Annotated in this window: 17 protein-coding genes; 10 read left to right on the top strand and 7 right to left on the bottom strand. The window is 71.3% G+C overall.

Annotated elements, in window-relative coordinates:
* Positions 1 to 50: 50 nt before the first annotated feature.
* The gene (locus KME79_RS10270; protein ID WP_219544218.1) at positions 51 to 977 is read left to right on the top strand and encodes a bifunctional riboflavin kinase/FAD synthetase; all 927 of its coding nucleotides are present in this window, start codon (positions 51 to 53) and stop codon (positions 975 to 977) included.
* Here the strand turns inward: KME79_RS10270 and KME79_RS10265 are convergent.
* On the bottom strand, positions 967 to 1560 hold the full coding sequence (locus KME79_RS10265) for a TetR/AcrR family transcriptional regulator (protein WP_219544217.1): 594 nt from the start codon (positions 1558 to 1560) through the stop codon (positions 967 to 969). The genes KME79_RS10270 and KME79_RS10265 overlap by 11 nt on opposite strands.
* A gap of 80 nt (positions 1561 to 1640) precedes the next feature.
* Between KME79_RS10265 and KME79_RS10260 the strand changes: the two genes are divergently transcribed.
* From KME79_RS10260 to KME79_RS10235, 6 genes are all read left to right on the top strand, one after another.
* Positions 1641 to 2042, top strand: coding sequence for a VOC family protein (locus KME79_RS10260; protein WP_219544216.1), 402 nt, complete (start codon positions 1641 to 1643; stop codon positions 2040 to 2042).
* 160 nt (positions 2043 to 2202) lie between these two features.
* Positions 2203 to 2472 carry a 30S ribosomal protein S15 gene (gene rpsO / locus KME79_RS10255; RefSeq protein WP_148033607.1) on the top strand — a complete coding sequence of 90 codons (270 nt, stop codon included), beginning with the start codon at positions 2203 to 2205 and terminating at the stop codon, positions 2470 to 2472.
* Positions 2473 to 2812: 340 nt separating this feature from the next.
* Positions 2813 to 5131 (top strand): polyribonucleotide nucleotidyltransferase, encoded by a 2319-nt coding sequence (locus KME79_RS10250; RefSeq protein ID WP_219544215.1) that lies wholly within the window; start codon positions 2813 to 2815, stop codon positions 5129 to 5131.
* A 52-nt stretch (positions 5132 to 5183) separates the two neighbouring features.
* A complete protein-coding gene (locus tag KME79_RS10245) occupies positions 5184 to 6494 on the top strand; it encodes a M16 family metallopeptidase (RefSeq protein ID WP_219544214.1) in 1311 nt (436 codons plus the stop codon).
* A gap of 24 nt (positions 6495 to 6518) precedes the next feature.
* Entirely contained in the window at positions 6519 to 7256 is a 738-nt protein-coding gene (gene dapB, locus KME79_RS10240; RefSeq protein ID WP_148033604.1) for a 4-hydroxy-tetrahydrodipicolinate reductase, read from the top strand.
* A gap of 141 nt (positions 7257 to 7397) precedes the next feature.
* Positions 7398 to 7880 (top strand): GNAT family N-acetyltransferase, encoded by a 483-nt coding sequence (locus KME79_RS10235; protein ID WP_148033603.1) that lies wholly within the window; start codon positions 7398 to 7400, stop codon positions 7878 to 7880.
* A gap of 25 nt (positions 7881 to 7905) precedes the next feature.
* Here KME79_RS10235 and KME79_RS10230 read toward each other — a convergent pair whose 3' ends face one another.
* From KME79_RS10230 to KME79_RS10210, 5 genes are all read right to left on the bottom strand, one after another.
* Complete coding sequence (locus tag KME79_RS10230; RefSeq protein WP_219544213.1) at positions 7906 to 8646, bottom strand: GAF and ANTAR domain-containing protein; 741 nt, start codon at positions 8644 to 8646, stop codon at positions 7906 to 7908.
* Between the two features lie 150 nt (positions 8647 to 8796).
* Complete coding sequence (locus KME79_RS10225; protein WP_219544212.1) at positions 8797 to 9672, bottom strand: 1,4-dihydroxy-2-naphthoate polyprenyltransferase; 876 nt, start codon at positions 9670 to 9672, stop codon at positions 8797 to 8799.
* 13 nt (positions 9673 to 9685) lie between these two features.
* On the bottom strand, positions 9686 to 10294 hold the full coding sequence (locus KME79_RS10220) for a GNAT family N-acetyltransferase (protein ID WP_148033600.1): 609 nt from the start codon (positions 10292 to 10294) through the stop codon (positions 9686 to 9688).
* Positions 10295 to 10338: 44 nt separating this feature from the next.
* Positions 10339 to 10854: a CGNR zinc finger domain-containing protein gene (locus tag KME79_RS10215; RefSeq protein ID WP_148033599.1), complete on the bottom strand. Its 516-nt coding sequence runs from the start codon at positions 10852 to 10854 to the stop codon at positions 10339 to 10341.
* Positions 10855 to 10921: 67 nt separating this feature from the next.
* Positions 10922 to 12316, bottom strand: coding sequence for an aminotransferase-like domain-containing protein (locus KME79_RS10210; RefSeq protein ID WP_219544211.1), 1395 nt, complete (start codon positions 12314 to 12316; stop codon positions 10922 to 10924).
* On the opposite strand from KME79_RS10210, the gene KME79_RS10205 reads away from it, so the two are divergent.
* The 3 genes from KME79_RS10205 to KME79_RS10195 all read left to right on the top strand — a co-directional run bounded on the left by KME79_RS10205 (position 12315) and on the right by KME79_RS10195 (position 14797).
* On the top strand, positions 12315 to 13235 hold the full coding sequence (locus KME79_RS10205; RefSeq protein ID WP_219544210.1) for a DMT family transporter: 921 nt from the start codon (positions 12315 to 12317) through the stop codon (positions 13233 to 13235). The genes KME79_RS10210 and KME79_RS10205 overlap by 2 nt on opposite strands.
* A 44-nt stretch (positions 13236 to 13279) precedes the next feature.
* Positions 13280 to 14302, top strand: a complete 1023-nt coding sequence (locus tag KME79_RS10200) for a hypothetical protein (protein WP_148033596.1) — start codon at positions 13280 to 13282, stop codon at positions 14300 to 14302.
* 78 nt (positions 14303 to 14380) lie between these two features.
* Positions 14381 to 14797 (top strand): ASCH domain-containing protein, encoded by a 417-nt coding sequence (locus KME79_RS10195; protein WP_219544209.1) that lies wholly within the window; start codon positions 14381 to 14383, stop codon positions 14795 to 14797.
* Here KME79_RS10195 and KME79_RS10190 read toward each other — a convergent pair.
* A complete protein-coding gene (locus KME79_RS10190; protein WP_219544208.1) occupies positions 14719 to 15240 on the bottom strand; it encodes a GntR family transcriptional regulator in 522 nt (173 codons plus the stop codon). The two genes, KME79_RS10195 and KME79_RS10190, sit on opposite strands and share 79 nt — an antisense overlap.
* Between the last annotated feature and the right edge of the window lie 31 nt (positions 15241 to 15271).

The following is a 15271-nucleotide window of genomic DNA, read 5'->3' as shown; positions in this document are numbered from 1 at the left end:
GTACGGGCCCGCGCATGGCAGGCTTGGAGGGTTGATCCTGGGATGAGCGAATGGGGCCGGGTGTGCGTGAATCGGAGAGGTCAGTCGTCACGATCGGCGTGTTCGACGGCGTGCATCGCGGTCATCGGCAGGTGGTCCGGCGGGCTGTCGAGGTCGCCCGCGAGCGTGGCCTGCGCACGGTCGCGCTGACCTTCGAGCCGCCGCCCGAGGAGGTCGTGCGGCCCGGCTACCGGCCGCTGCGCCTGGTCAGCGCCAAGCGCAGGTCCGAGCTGCTGCGCGAGCTGGGCGTGGACGAGGTGGTCGTGCTGCCTTTCACGCTGGAGACGGCCGAGCTGAGCCCGGCGGAGTTCGCGCAGGGCGTGCTCGCCGACCGGCTGCGGGCGGGGGCGGTCGTGGTGGGGGCGGACTTCACGTTCGGCCACCAGGCCGCGGGTGACGTCGAGACGCTGCGCGCGCTGGGCGAGAAGTACGACTTCACGGCCGAGGGGGTGCCGCTGGTCCAGGGCGTCTCCTCGACGCTGATCCGCGAGCGGCTGGTGGCGGGCGACGTCGCCGGCGCCGCCGCCGACCTGGGCAGGCCGCACCGGGTCGAGGGCGTGGTGGTGCGCGGCTACCAGCGGGGGCGGCAACTCGGCTTCCCGACCGCCAACGTCGAGTCGCCGCCGCAGACCGCGATCCCCGCCGACGGGGTCTACGCGGGCTGGCTGGAATGCGTGCCGGTGGCCAACCTGCCCGCGCTCTACGAGGGGGAGCGCTGGCCGGCCGCGATCTCGGTCGGCACCAACCCGACGTTCGAGGGGGTGCCGCGCACGGTCGAGGCGTACGCGCTCGACCGCGACGACCTGGAGCTGTACGGGGTGCACGTGGCGGTCGACTTCGCCGCCAGGCTGCGGGGCAACACCCGGTTCGACTCGATCGAGGAGCTCGTCGACCAGATCCACGCCGACGTCGACCAGGCCCGCCGCCTCACGTCCTGACCCGCAGCCCCTCCAGCAGCCCCGACAGCGCGGCCAGCGTGTCGTCCAGGTCGCCGGGGCCGGCCTCCGACTGGGCCAGCCACAGCACCGCCTCGTTCATCGCCCCCGACAGCAGGCGGGTGAGCGGGGCGACCGGCCGGGCCGTGATCGTGCCCGACCCGGCGAGCGCTGTCAGCGCCTCGGCCAGATGGCGGGCGGAGGCGGCCTCGTCCATCGCCCGCCACTCGTTCCAGCCGAGCACGGCGGGGCCGTCGATGAGCATGATCCGCTGCACGTCCGGGTGGGCGGCGGCCCGCACGAACGCGGCGCACCCCGCCTTGAGCTGATCCCACGGGTCGGGTTCGGCGTCGGCCTCGGCCGCCACCCTGGCCCCCACCTCCTGCTGCACCTCCTCCAGCACGGCGCGGAACAGCGCCGCCTTGCCGTCGAAGTGGTGGTAGAGCGCGCCCTTGGTCACTCCCGCCTCGCGCACGATCTCGGCCAGTCCCACCGCGGCGTAGCCCCTGCCCGCGAAGAGCCGCCTGCCCACCGCCACGAGCGTGCGCCTGGTCTCCTCGCGTTGTTCGGCTCGGGTCCTCGTCATCGCGCGCCTCCAGTTGACATACCGACGGTATGCGAACTAGCGTACCTTGACATACCGTTGGTATGTGAAATGGAGGCATCATGGAGCTCACCAGCTTCTATCCGGTGATCTGCACCGACAAGGTGGCCGAATCGCGTGACTTCTACGTGGGGTTGTTCGGGTTCGAGGTCACCTTCGAAGCCGACTGGTACGTCAGCCTGAGGCGCGGCGCGTACGAGCTGGCCCTGCTCGACCACGCGCACCCCACGCTGCCCGAGGCGTACCGGACCAGGGCGGCGGGGCTGCTGCTCAACTTCGAGGTCGGCGACGCGGACGCCGAGTGGGAGCGGCTCGTCACGGGCGCGGGGCTGAGGGCCGAGCTGCCGCTGCGCAGCGAGGACTTCGGCCAGCGGCACTTCATCGTGGCCGACCCCAACGGGGTGCTCATCGACGTCATCCAGCCCATCGAGCCCACTGGAGAGTACGCGGCCCAGTACGTCTAGAGAGCTTGAGCGCGGCATCCGCTCCGTGGTGGTAACCTTACATGTCGGCTCTGTGACGGCGGCGCCGCGCGCTGCCCTAAGGCCTTCCTGCGGCGACTGTAGGCACGCACGGTCGTTCGCACATTCGCATCCGCGCGTGCCCGTAGCTCAAAGGAGAGCCGTGTCTCTCGACACCGCTGCCAAGAAGTCCATCATCGCCGAGTACGCGACGACCGATGGTGACACCGGGTCGCCCGAGGTGCAGATCGCGCTGCTGAGCAAGCGCATCAGCGAGCTGACCGAGCACCTCAAGACCCACAAGCACGACCACCACAGCCGTCGGGGTCTGCTGCTCCTCGTGGGCCGCCGTCGCCGTCTGCTGAAGTACCTGCAGAAGGTCGACATCGCGCGTTACCGTGCGCTGATCGAGCGGCTCGGCCTGCGCCGATAGCATGGAAAGGGAGCGGCGGACTCGCCGCTCCCTTCTCATATGGGTCCGGCGAGTCCTGCGGCCGAGAGCCGCCCGCCTGACGTACAACTGAATATCCGAGACACTGAGAGCCCCCGCGTCCGCTCAGCACCACGCGACCCGCGACGCCTGCGGGCCGGTCCTCGGTAGTGGCTTCCGGTAACCAGACCGGGCGCTTCGATCGAAGACCGGCGCTGCACCTACTGACAGGAAGTCCGCCACAGCCTTTCACCGGACACGACGGTGGGGAGGCGCATTCCCGTCAAGCACGAGGGTGCCGGTGAAAAGGGCGCGGGAGACCGACTGACCAAGGAGGTCCCCCGTGGAGGGTGTCCACACCGCTGAAGCCGTCATCGACAACGGCTCGTTCGGCACACGCACGATCCGGTTCGAGACCGGACGCCTCGCGCGGCAGGCGGCCGGCAGTGCCGTCGCCTATCTCGACAACGACACGATGGTGCTGTCCGCGACCACCGCGTCCAAGCAGCCGAGAGAGAACCTCGACTTCTTCCCGCTCACCGTGGACGTCGAGGAGCGCATGTACGCCGCGGGCCGCATCCCCGGCTCGTTCTTCCGCCGTGAGGGCCGTCCGTCCGAGGACGCCATCCTCACCTGCCGGCTGATCGACCGGCCGCTGCGCCCGTCGTTCGTCAAGGGCCTGCGCAACGAGATCCAGGTGGTCGCCACCATCCTGGCGCTCAACCCCGAGCACCTCTACGACGTGGTGGCGATCAACGCCGCCTCGCTGTCGACCCAGCTCGCCGGCCTGCCGTTCTCCGGCCCGATCGGCGGCGTCCGCGTCGCCCTCATCGAGGGCCAGTGGGTGGCCTTCCCGACCCACCACGAGCTGGAGCGGGCCACGTTCGACATGGTCGTGGCCGGACGGGTGCTCGCCGACGGCGACGTCGCCATCATGATGGTGGAGGCCGAGTCCACCCGCGACACGCTCAAGCTGGTCGCCGAGGGCGCGGTCGCGCCCACCGAGGAGACCGTGGCCGAGGGCCTGGAGGCCGCCAAGCCGTTCATCAAGGTGCTGTGCGAGGCGCAGGGCCGGATCGCGCAGGTCGCCGCCAAGGAGACCGCCGAGTATCCGCTGTTCCTCGACTACCAGGACGACGTCCTGGCCGCCGTGGAGTCCGCGGTGAAGAACGAGCTCGCCGCCGCGCTCACCATCGCCGCCAAGCAGGAGCGCGAGAACGAGCTCGACAGGGTCAAGGCGCTGGCCGCCGAGAAGCTGCTGCCCGAGTTCGAGGGTCGCGAGAAGGAGATCTCCGCCGCCTTCCGCTCGTTGATGAAGAAGCTCATGCGCGAGCGCGTCATCAAGGAGGGCACGCGCATCGACGGCCGCGGCACCAAGGACATCCGCGCCCTGTCCGCCGAGGTCCACGTGGTGCCCCGGGTGCACGGCTCGGCCCTGTTCGAGCGCGGCGAGACCCAGATCATGGGCATCACCACGCTCAACATGCTGCGCATGGAGCAGGTCATCGACACGCTCAACCCCGAGCGGACCAAGCGCTACATGCACAACTACAACTTCCCGCCCTACTCCACCGGTGAGACCGGCCGGGTGGGCTCGCCCAAGCGCCGCGAGATCGGCCACGGCGCGCTCGCCGAGCGGGCGCTGATCCCGGTCCTGCCGTCGCGCGAGGAGTTCCCCTACGCGATCCGCCAGGTCTCCGAGGCGCTCGGCTCCAACGGCTCGACCTCGATGGGCTCGGTCTGCGCCTCCACGATGGCGCTGCTCGACGCCGGTGTGCCGCTCAAGGAGATGGTCGCGGGCATCGCGATGGGCCTCATCGGCGAGGGTGACACCTACGTCACCCTGACCGACATCCTCGGCGCCGAGGACGCCATGGGCGACATGGACTTCAAGGTCGCCGGCACCAGGGACGTCATCACCGCCCTGCAGCTCGACACCAAGCTCGACGGCATCCCCGCCTCGGTCCTGGCCGGCGCGCTCAAGCAGGCCAAGGGCGCCAGGCTGGCGATCCTGGAGGTGATGCAGGAGGCCATCGACTCCCCGGCGGAGATGAACCCGACGGCGCCGCGCATCATCACGATCAAGGTCCCGGTCGACAAGATCGGCGAGGTCATCGGCCCGAAGGGCAAGATGATCAACCAGATCCAGGACGACACCGGCGCCGAGATCACCATCGAGGACGACGGCACGATCTACATCGGCGCCACCGACGGCCCGTCGGCCGAGGCCGCGCGGTCGGCGATCAACGCGATCGCCAACCCGCACATGCCGGAGGTCGGCGAGCGCTACCTGGGCACGGTCGTGAAGATCGCCGCCTTCGGCGCGTTCGTCTCGCTCATGCCGGGCAAGGACGGCCTGCTGCACGTCTCCCAGATCCGCAAGCTGCACGGCGGCAAGCGCATCGAGAACGTCGAGGACGTCATGAGCGTCGGCGAGAAGGTCCAGGTGGAGATCGCCGAGATCGACCAGCGGGGCAAGCTGTCGCTGGTCCCCGTCGAGGTCATCGAGAAGGAGGCCGCCGAGAAGGAGGCCAGGGGCGACTCCGGCCAGCCCGAGGACGCGGCGTCCGACGGCGGCGACAAGGCCGACCGCCCGCGCCGCACCCGCACCCGGGTCCGCGCCCGCGGCGCCGGCTCCGAGGGCGACGACCGCAACTCGTGACGGCGACAATCAGCACCGGCGCCAGGGTGACGGGGCCGGTTAGGGAGGTCGCGTGACCACCACCACGCTGCACGCCGGCCGCGACGGGGCCGGGGTGGTCAAGCGCACCACCCTCCCCGGCGGGCTGCGCGTGGTGACCGAGACCATGCCGACCGTGCGCAGTGTCGCGGTCGGCATGTGGGTCGGCATCGGCTCGCGCGACGAGGCCCCCGAGCACATGGGGGCCACCCACTTCCTCGAACACCTGCTGTTCAAGGGCACGCCCACGAGGGACGCCATGGAGATCTCCGCGTCCATCGAGGGCATCGGCGGCGAGATCAACGCCTTCACCGCCAAGGAGTACACCTGCTACTACGCGCGGGTGCTCGACGAGGACCTGCCGATCGTGGTGGACGTCCTCGCCGACGTGGTGACCAGCTCGCTCGTGGACCCCGAGGACGTCGAGTCCGAGCGTGGCGTGATCCTGGAGGAGATCGCCATGCACGACGACGACCCGTCCGACGTGGTGCACGAGCAGTTCGCCGCGGCGCTCTACGGCGACTCGCCGATAGGCCGGCCGATCCTCGGCACGGTCGACTCCATCAACACCCTCGGACGCGACCGGATCGCCGAGTACTACCGCCGCTACTACCAGCCGCCGCGCACCGTCGTCTCCGTGGCGGGGAACATCCGCCACGAGGAGGTCGTGGAGCTGGTGGCGCGGGCGTACGAGCGGGCGGGCGTCCTCGCGGGCCCCGCCGCCTCGGCCCCGCCGCGCACCAGCGGCCCCGGCGCGGAGTCCCGCTCCGGCGTGCGCCTGCTCGACCGGCCGACGGAACAGGCCAACCTGGTGCTCGGCACGACCGGCATCGCCCGCACCGACGACCGGCGGTTCGCGCTCGGCGTGCTCAACGCCGCGCTCGGCGGCGGCATGTCGTCGCGGCTCTTCCAGGAGATCAGGGAGAAGCGCGGCCTGGCCTACTCCGTCTACAGCTACACCTCCGCCTACGCCGACACGGGCCAGTTCGGCATCTACGTCGGCTGCCTGCCCTCCAAGATCGACGACGTGCTCAAGATCTGCCGGGACGAGGTGTCCAGGGTCGTGGCCGACGGCCTGACCGAGGAGGAGATCGTCCGGGGCAAGGGCCAGATGCGCGGCGGTCTCGTGCTCGGCCTGGAAGACACCGGCTCGCGCATGTCCCGCATCGGCAAGAACGAGCTGGTGTACGACGAGCTGCTGTCGGTCGACGAGGTGCTGGCCCGCATCGAGGCGGTGACCGCCAGGGAGCTCTCCGAGATCGCCGCGGACGTGCTCAACCGGCCGCTCACGCTCGCCGTGATCGGCCCGTACGGTGACAAGGACTTCTCCCACGCCATCACCTGACCCTCCGGGTATAGGGTTGACCCTGTGATCAAGGTAGGTGTGCTCGGCGCCCGCGGCCGCGTGGGCGTCGAGGTGTGCAAGGCGGTCGAGGCGGCGTCCGATCTGGAGCTGGTGGCCGCCGTCGACAAGGACGACCCGATCGAGGGCCTCGAAGGCGCCGAGGTGGTCGTCGACTTCACCCATCCCGGCGTGGTGATGGACAACCTGGAGTGGGCGATCGCGCACGGCATCCACCCCGTGGTCGGCACCACCGGGTTCGACGCCGAGCGGCTCGACACCGTGCGGGGCTGGCTGGCGAGCTCACCGGGCACCAACTGCCTGATCGCCCCCAACTTCGGCATCGCGGCCGTGCTCATGATGCACTTCGCCCAGCGGGCCGCCCGCCACTTCGAGTCCGTCGAGATCGTCGAGCTCCACCACCCCAACAAGGCCGACGCCCCTTCGGGCACCGCCCGGCGCACCGCCGAGCTGGTGGCCCAGGCCCGCGCCGAGGCCGGGGTGGGGCCGATGCCCGACGCCACCAGCTCCGAGCTCGACGGGGCGCGCGGCGCCGACGTCGACGGCGTCCGCGTCCACGCCGTCCGGCTGTCGGGGCTCATCGCCCACCAGGAAGTGCTGCTCGGCGGCGGCGGCGAGACCCTCACCATCCGTCACGACACGATGAACCGCGCCGCCTTCACCCCTGGCGTGCTGCTCGGGGTGCGGCGGGTCGGGGAGCTTCCCGGGCTGACCGTGGGCCTGGAGCGCCTGCTCGACCTCTGAGAAACGGGCCGTGCCCACCACCTCGGGCGAGGTCGGCGGGCACGGTCGAGGAGAGGGTCCCGGCGCCGCACGGCCGAGCCTACGATCATCAACCCTAATATCCGGAGGCGCCGGCCCCGGCACACGTGAGACCGTGTCGGCATGGTGCGATGGGCTGACGCCGGCGATCTTCCCGGCCTGGTCGCGGTGGAGGTCGCCGCCGACGGGCTGTTCGAGCAGGTGGGCATCACGTTCCCGCCCGGCACGACGATGATCGAGGAAGTGCGCGACCCGTCCTCGGTGCTGGTCGAGGGCGACCCACCGGCCGGCTTCGCGCTCCTCGCCCGGGTCGACGGCAACCTCCACCTGGAGCAGCTCGCCGTCCACCCCGGCCGGATGCGGCAGGGCATCGGCGGGCGGCTGGTCGAGGCGATGCTGGATCACGCCCGCGCCTCCGGTGCGCCGGCGGTGACGCTGACGACGTTCAGGGACGTGCCGTGGAACGCGCCGTGGTACGAGCGCCACGGATTCAAGGTCTGGCCCGAGCCGTCGTGGGGGCCGGAGCTGCGCGAGCTGGTGCGGCGGGAGCGCGAGCTGGGCATCGAGGTGGCCCCACGGGTGGTCATGGGGCTTTTCCTCAGCTGAGGGGCGCTGTCACGCCGCCGCCGGGTCAATCAGCGGGAGACGGGCGGCTGCCGGGGTTCCGGGTGGCGGGCGGGTCGCCGAAGTGGGGTGGCAGCGGAGGCCGGCCGGTGACCGCCTCCACGATGTCCGCGGCCACCTGGTGCACCTTCACGTTGCGCCGCTGGGAGCTGCGGCGCAGGATGTCGAAGGCGGCGGGGGCGGTGCACTGCCGGCGGGCCATGACGATGCCGAGCGCCTGGTCGATGATCGCCCGTGTGGTGAGGGCCTCGCGGAGCTGGGTGATGACCTCGTTCAGCCGGGCCGCCCGCAGCACGGCCTGGAACAGCACCTCGGCCTGCCCTGCCGTCACGGTGACGGCCGTCCGGGTCTCGGCGGGGAAGCCGCCGGCCCGCTCCGAGTAGAGGTTGATCGTGCCCTGGACGTGGCCGTCGAAGGCCAGCGGCTGCGCGTACGCGCTTCGCACGCCGTGGGCGGCGAGCTCGACGGCCGGGCCGGTCCAGCGCGGTTCGGACACCAGGTCGTCGGACCAGACGGCCTCGCCGCTCTTGATCGCGTCCAGGCACGGGCCCGCGCCGATGCTGAACTGCAGGGTGTCCAGGGCCACCGCGCCGGGCTCGGAGAACGCCACGGTGTAGGGGCCGCCGTCCCCGAGCAGGGCGACGCTGGTCAGCGTTTCGCCGGGTATGGCATGGGTCATGACCGTGAGGATCTCGCGTAGCGGCTGCTCGAACTCTGCGGTCATGGTGAGGGTGCTCAGCGGGTCCAACGCCTTTTCCTCGGGTCTGCGAAGCCTCCGGACCAGTCATGAGGAACCTAGCCCCCGGCAGCCCGGCAGAGTAGTCAATCCCGCAAATTGCGGTATTTACTCGTGCTTGTCATGGGCTGCCCCTGATGGAGAAAGCGTAACGCCCGAAGGTCAGAGAGAGACGGCCAGACCGATCGTCAGGAGCGCCCCGTACGCCATCTGCAGCTTGCCGGTCTGCTGCAGGGCCCCGATCAGCGCGGGGCCCACCGCGCCGGCGAGGACCGTACGGACCGGTGAGATCGCGAGCGGCGCCGCGAGCACCGCGAGCGCCGCCGCGGGCGCGAGCGGGACCATCGCCAGCGCGATCGCGAACGGCACGACCAGACAGGCCGCGTAGAGCGTACGGGTGCGCGGCGCGCCCAGCACGACCGCCAGCGTCCGCTTGCCCGACTCCCCGTCGGTGCCGACGTCGCGCAGGTTGTTGACCACCAGCATCGAGCACGACAGGAGCCCGACCGGGACCGACGCCGCCAGCGCCGCCCACGACAGCTGCTCGGTCTGCACGAACGCGGTGCCGACCACCGGCACCACGCCGAAGAACACGAACACGGCCGCCTCGCCCAGCGCGCGGTAGCCGTACGGGCGACTGCCGCCGGTGTAGAACCAGGCGGCGGCGATCGCGGCGGCGCCCACCAGCAGCACCCACCAGGCCCGCGTGACCACGACCAGGACCAGCCCGAGCACCGCCGCGGCGGCGAAGCAGCCCAGCGCCGCCGTCAGCACCTGGCGCGGGGTGGCCGCCCGCGAGCCCACCAGCCGCATCGGCCCGACCCGCTGGTCGTCGGTGCCGCGGATGCCGTCGCTGTAGTCGTTGGCGTAGTTGACGCCGATCTGCAGCAGCAGCGCCACGAGCAGTGCCAGCACCGCGCGCCACCAGCTGAAGCCGCCCTCGCCGATCGCCACGCCGGTGCCGGCCATGACCGGCACGATCGCGTTGGGCAGCGTGCGAGGACGGGCTCCCGCGAGCCATTGAGCAGGAGTTGCCATTCGGGAGAGACCTCTAGCTGATGTCGGTGGTGAGCCTGACCATGCGGATCGGGCGCCCCATGTCGAGCACCCGCTCGGCCATGTCTTCGCCCCAGCCCGCCGACTCCAGGAAACCGAGCACCGGGTAGTTGTCGGCGAACACCCAGGTGGCGATCTGCCGGTAGCCGTCTTCACGAAGATAGTCGACGGTGGCGTTGAGCAGGCGGCTGCCGTGACCGCGCCGCACGAAGTCGGGGTCGACCAGCAGCGTCAGCATCTCGGCCACCTCGGTGGGGTCGAGGTCCGGATCCTCGGCGGGGGAGTGGGAGGCCAGGCCCACCACCCGTTCGCCGCCGCGCGGTGTCATCGGCATGTTGGCGCCCCCCACACCCAGCGCGGGGAAGCCCTCCGTGTCGAGGATGGTCTCCACCGCCACCAGCACGCGGTGCCGGGACGTGGGCGGGGCGGCGATCGCCTCGTCCCACTGGCGCAGCCACATCTTCTCGGCCGCCGGGCCTGTCATCTGCTCGAGTGGACCCTCGGGCAGGAACTCCCGGTAGCCGTAGCGCCAGGCGCGCACCTGCACATTCGCCACCTGGAGCACATCCTCGCGCCGGGCCGCCCGGACGCCTACGTCTGCCATCTCGGCCCGCTCCTTCGCCTGCTGTTCATGCCACAAGGCACGAGTTACACCGTATCGGTGTTTGACCCTGGGCGAGGACGCGAACCCTGCTTCCTCGCCCGGTATGCCCGCGTTTTAGTGCGGTTACCGCAGACCCGCATGGAACACCATGATCGGGAACGGTTCCGGGAGGAGTCGATGAACGCCCACTGACACGTCTCCTCGGCGCACACCTTCAGCCGGTCCCAGGAACCGCCGATCACCCCCGCCGCGATCACGGCCAGCCCGGCCGTCACCCCGCCGCCGATCGGCGCCAGCTCCGGCCGCCGCCCCACGGTCACCCGTAACGGCAGCAGCGGCAGCTCCACCGGCTCAGGGCCGCGCCGTAGCGCCTCCCTGAGCCCTTCCCGCAGCGCCACCGCCAGCGCGAGATCGTCGTCGCCGGCCCGGTCACCCGGACCGGCGAGCGCCCGCTCCCGCAGCCACAGGGCGAGCTCGGAGGGGGTGCCCAGGTCGTCGGCGTCGGCCTCGACGTCGTAGGTGTTCACGAAATCGCGCACCAACTCGGCCGACGCCACCATGGGAACACTCTACTCGCTTCGTGATCTTCTATGTCCTCGACGGCATCCCACCGATTCCGCCCGGACGTCAGGCGGGCGGCAGCGCGCCGGCGAGCCGCCGGACGCCCTCGGCCAGCTCCGCCACGTTGGCCGCCGCGATGTGCGTCACCCGGAGGTGCGGGCCCGGCGGCTCCGCGGGGAAGTACATCCGGCCCGCGCTCACCAGCACCCCGTCCCGCTTGGCCGCCTCCACCAGCGCCCGCTCGTCGGTCTGCGCGGGCAGCCGCAGCCACAGGTGCATCCCCCCGATCGGCAGCACGTACGGCTCCGCCCACGGCATCCAGGCGGCCAGTGCCGCGGCGAGCGCGTCGCGGCGGGTGGCGATCTCGGCGTGCACCGAGGCCAGGTGCCGCCGCCAGGCCGGTGACCCGACGAACTCCAGCGCCGCCTCCTGCAACGGCCGCGCGGGGAAGAACGACTCCACGAGCTGGCCGGCCCGCAGCCGGTGGGCCGCCGGGCCGCGCGCGACCATCGCCGCCAGCCGCATGCTCGGCGAGAGGATCTTGGTGAGCGAGTGGATGTGCACCACGGTCCCGTGCGTGTCCATGGAGACCAGGGACGGCGGCGCCTGCCGGGTCAGCCACCGGGCGTAGTCGTCCTCGATGACGAACGCGCCGGCCGCCCTGGCCACCTCCAGCACCTGGCGGCGGCGTTCGAGGGTGAGGGTGGCGCCGGTGGGGTTCTGCAGCGTCGGCTGGCACAGGAACACCCGCGCCCCCGTCACCGCGAACGCCTCCGCCAGCAGGTCGGGCCGCACGCCGTCACGGTCCACCGGCACCGCCGTGGCGCGCAGCCCGGCCGCCTTGGCCGCGGCCAGCGCACCCGGGTAGGTCGGGGTCTCCACCAGCACCTGGGTCCCCGGCGCGGCCAGGGCGCGGAAGGCGTGGCTGAGCGCCGCCTGCCCGCCGCTGACGATCAGAGCGTCCGCGGCCGTCACGTCACCGCCCGCCTGGGACGCGAACCACCGGCGCAGCTCGTCGACCCCGTTCAGCGGCGGCATCCCCCAGACGCCCGGCCTGCGCATCGCCCGGGTGGCCGCCGCCGCGAGCTGCTTGTCGGGCCGCAGCCCCGGGGGCAGATAGCCGCCGGTCAGCGGCACCACCCCCTCGGGGGCGCGGGCGAGCAGCGCCGTCATGGGGTCGTCGTCCACCACCCGGTCGCCGAGCGCCACCGTCTGCCACGAGAGGTCGGCGGCGTCCCGTACCGGCTCCCGCCGCGGTGCCACGAACGCCCCGCTGCCCGGTTTCGTGATCACCTTTCCCTCGGCGGCGAGCTGCCCCAGCGCCCGCGACACCGTCACGGGGCTCACCGCGTGCCGCCGCATGATCTCCCGGCTGGACGGCAGCCGATCGCCCGGCCGGAGCCGGGTGATCTCGTCCCGCAGCATCGCGGCGATCTGCGCGATACTGCTATCGTTCTCCATGAGAGGTAAGAATAGCGCTACTGTCCCGAGTGGGATAGCGATCCCGGGCCGCGCGGCCCCGGGCGGGGGCACCTGGCTCGCCTTCCTCGGCGTGCTCGCCTTCTCCGGGTCCTTCCCCGCCACCGTCTACGCCATGGAGGGCTTCGACCCCTGGCTCGTCGCGATCGGCCGGGCCGCCATCGCCGGGATCGTGGCGCTCGTGTGCCTCAGAGCCGCCCGGCTGCCCCTGCTGCCGCCGCGCCCGCACTGGCGCGCGTACGGGCTCATCTCCCTCGGCGTGGTCTTCGGCTTCCCCGTCTTCAGCGGCCTGGCCCTGGACCTCGGCGCGAGCACCGCGCACGCCGCCGTCGTCATCGGGTTGCTCCCCGCCGCGACCGCCGTCTGCGCCGTCCTGCGGGCCGGCGAACGGCCCCGGCCGGTGTTCTGGGCGGCCTGCGTGGCGGGGGCGCTCGCCATCACCGCCTTCACCCTGACCCGCGGCGAGACCACGGCCGCCTGGGCGGACCTCCTCCTGGTCGGCGCCCTGCTGTCGGCGGCCGTCGGCTACACCGAAGGCGGGCGGCTCGCCAGGCACACGCCCGGCTGGCAGGTCATCTCGTACGCGCTGGTCCTGTCACTCCCGATCACCGTTCCCGTCAGCGCGGTCCTGGCCGCCGTCACGCCGGTCGCGCCCACGCCCGCCGCCCTCGCGGGCTTCGCGTACGTGGGGCTGATCTCCATGTTCCTCGGCTTCTTCCCCTGGTACGCGGGCCTGGCCAGGGGCGGCATCGCGCGCGCAGGTCAGACGCAGCTGACCCAGCCGCTGCTGACGCTCGTGTGGGCGTGGTTCCTGATGGGCGAGAGGTACGGGGCGGCCACCGTGGCGGCGGCACTGGCGGTGCTCGTGTGCGTGGCCATCACCCAGCGCGCCCGTACTTGAAAGCCGTGACACCGCGCCGCAGGATGGGGGAGGAGGTGTCACACATGGCGGACCTCACGATCCCCGAAGGCGGCTTCTGGCCGGCGCCGGAGATCCCGCAACCCAACATCTACCCGATGGAATGGCGGGTCGAGACCGAGAAGCTCGCGGCGATATACGAGAAGTCCAAGCGCCTGGTCTGGAACCCTGCCGACCTTCCGTGGGACGACCTCGACCCGGCCGACTTCACCCGTGAGCAGCGGCTCGGCATCATGTACTGGTTCGCCGTGCTCGCCAACTTCGACGCCTCGGGCCCGGCCGTGTTCGCCCGGGCCACCATCCAGGCGTTCGAGAAGCACGAGGAGGACCCGGTCAGGAAGTGCTTCTTCTCGATCACCCGTGACGAGATGAACCACGAGGAGTGCTGCCAGCGCACCATCGCCCGCCTCTGGCCCGGCGGCCCGCTCGACTGGGAACCGGCCGACGACCTGGAGAGAGCCGCCCACAACAACATCGGCTGGCTCTACCACAACGGCGGGCGCTACTGGACCGGCTACAGCTCGGCCGTCGGCCGATACTCGCTCCCGGTGCTCTTCACCAGCTTCATGATGGGCGAGATGGCCGCCTCCACGCTGTTCCGCGGCATGGCGTCGGGCACGCGGCATCCCGTGTTCGACGAGATGTTCAAGCGCATCGGGCGCGACGAGTCGCGTCACCTCCAGATCTGCATGACGATCCTGGAGAACGAGTGGCCCGGGCTCGACGACCAGACCCGCGGCCTCATCACCCGCCAGCTGCGCGCCGGGTTCGTGTTCCTGTCGATGATCCTCTGGGAGCCGCCGGAGGGCTTCTGGGAGCTGCCGCCCTACTTCCTGGCCAACCACCGCGTGCTCATGGACCACGCCCGCGACGCCGGCCTGGGCCTGCTCACGTACGAGGAACAGGCGGAGAACTGGCGGGTGGCCATGGCGAGGATCCGCGCCATCGTCGAACGCTGGGGCATCGCCTTCCCCGCGATCCCCGAGCTCGACCTGGAAGGTGTGGCGGTGGACATCATCGACCCGCAGGACATCATCCCGGTATTCTGACCGGTCCGTTGTGGCTTGTTCATGCGGCTGGGTTGATGTGGCTGGGTTCACGCGGCTGGGTTCATGTGGGGCGGGGTCATGTGGGGACGGAAGAACGGCCTGCGCGTCGTCGAGCTCGGCCTGCCCGGCGAGATGCGCACCACGCTGACCGACCTGGTGCTGGCCGGCGCCAAACGCGCGACGGCCGGGCTGCTGGAGCTCGACTACGAGCGTGAGGGCGAGGAACTGGAGCACGTGGGGGAGCGGCTCGCGCTCGTCGGCGACTCCGGGGATCAGGTGGCCACGCTGGAGGTGACCGAGGTGTGGCTGATGCCGTTCGCCGAGGTGCCCTGGGAGTTCGCCCAGGCGGAGGGCGAGGGCTTCCGGGACATCGGCCACTGGCGCGAGGCGCATCGTGACTACTGGCGCGAGGAAGGCTACGAGGTGGACGACTCGACCACGGTGGTCTGCCTGTCATTCCGCGTGGTGGGCCAGCGCTCCTCGGGCGAGACGTAGGTCCCGCGGTAGGGCACCGTGAAGACCCACCCCTGCTCGCGGAGGTGAGCGGCAACCGCTCGGGCCGTCACTTTCGCCACGCCGTAATGCCTCATCAGCCACTTCTCGCTGGGGATCGAGCGGTTCGGCCGGAGCTCTCCGTTACAGATGCGTTCGGCGATGTCCGCCGCGATCTGCCGGGAGATGGGAACGGTCCTGCGCTGCCGAGCGACGTCGGGAGGGCCGACGAAGGTGCCTTCGCCCTGCACCGTGTAGGCCAGCCCGCGATCGCGCAGTTCTCTGGCCACTCGGCGTGCGGTGGTCCTGGCAATCGCGAAGCCGGTTTCCATGGCGGCCTCGCTGGGCACCGGATCGCCGTCGCGAAGCTCCCCGCTGCGGATGCGGGCCTCGATGATGTCAGCCACCTGCGCGTATAGGGGGACAGGGCCCTCACGATCGAGCATCCGTCAAGTCTAGGCGGACCGATACGACCAG

It is taken from the genome of Nonomuraea harbinensis, from assembly GCF_019396385.1.
Taxonomy (GTDB): domain Bacteria; phylum Actinomycetota; class Actinomycetes; order Streptosporangiales; family Streptosporangiaceae; genus Nonomuraea; species Nonomuraea ferruginea.
This window is presented reverse-complemented; position numbering and strand designations above follow the sequence as displayed.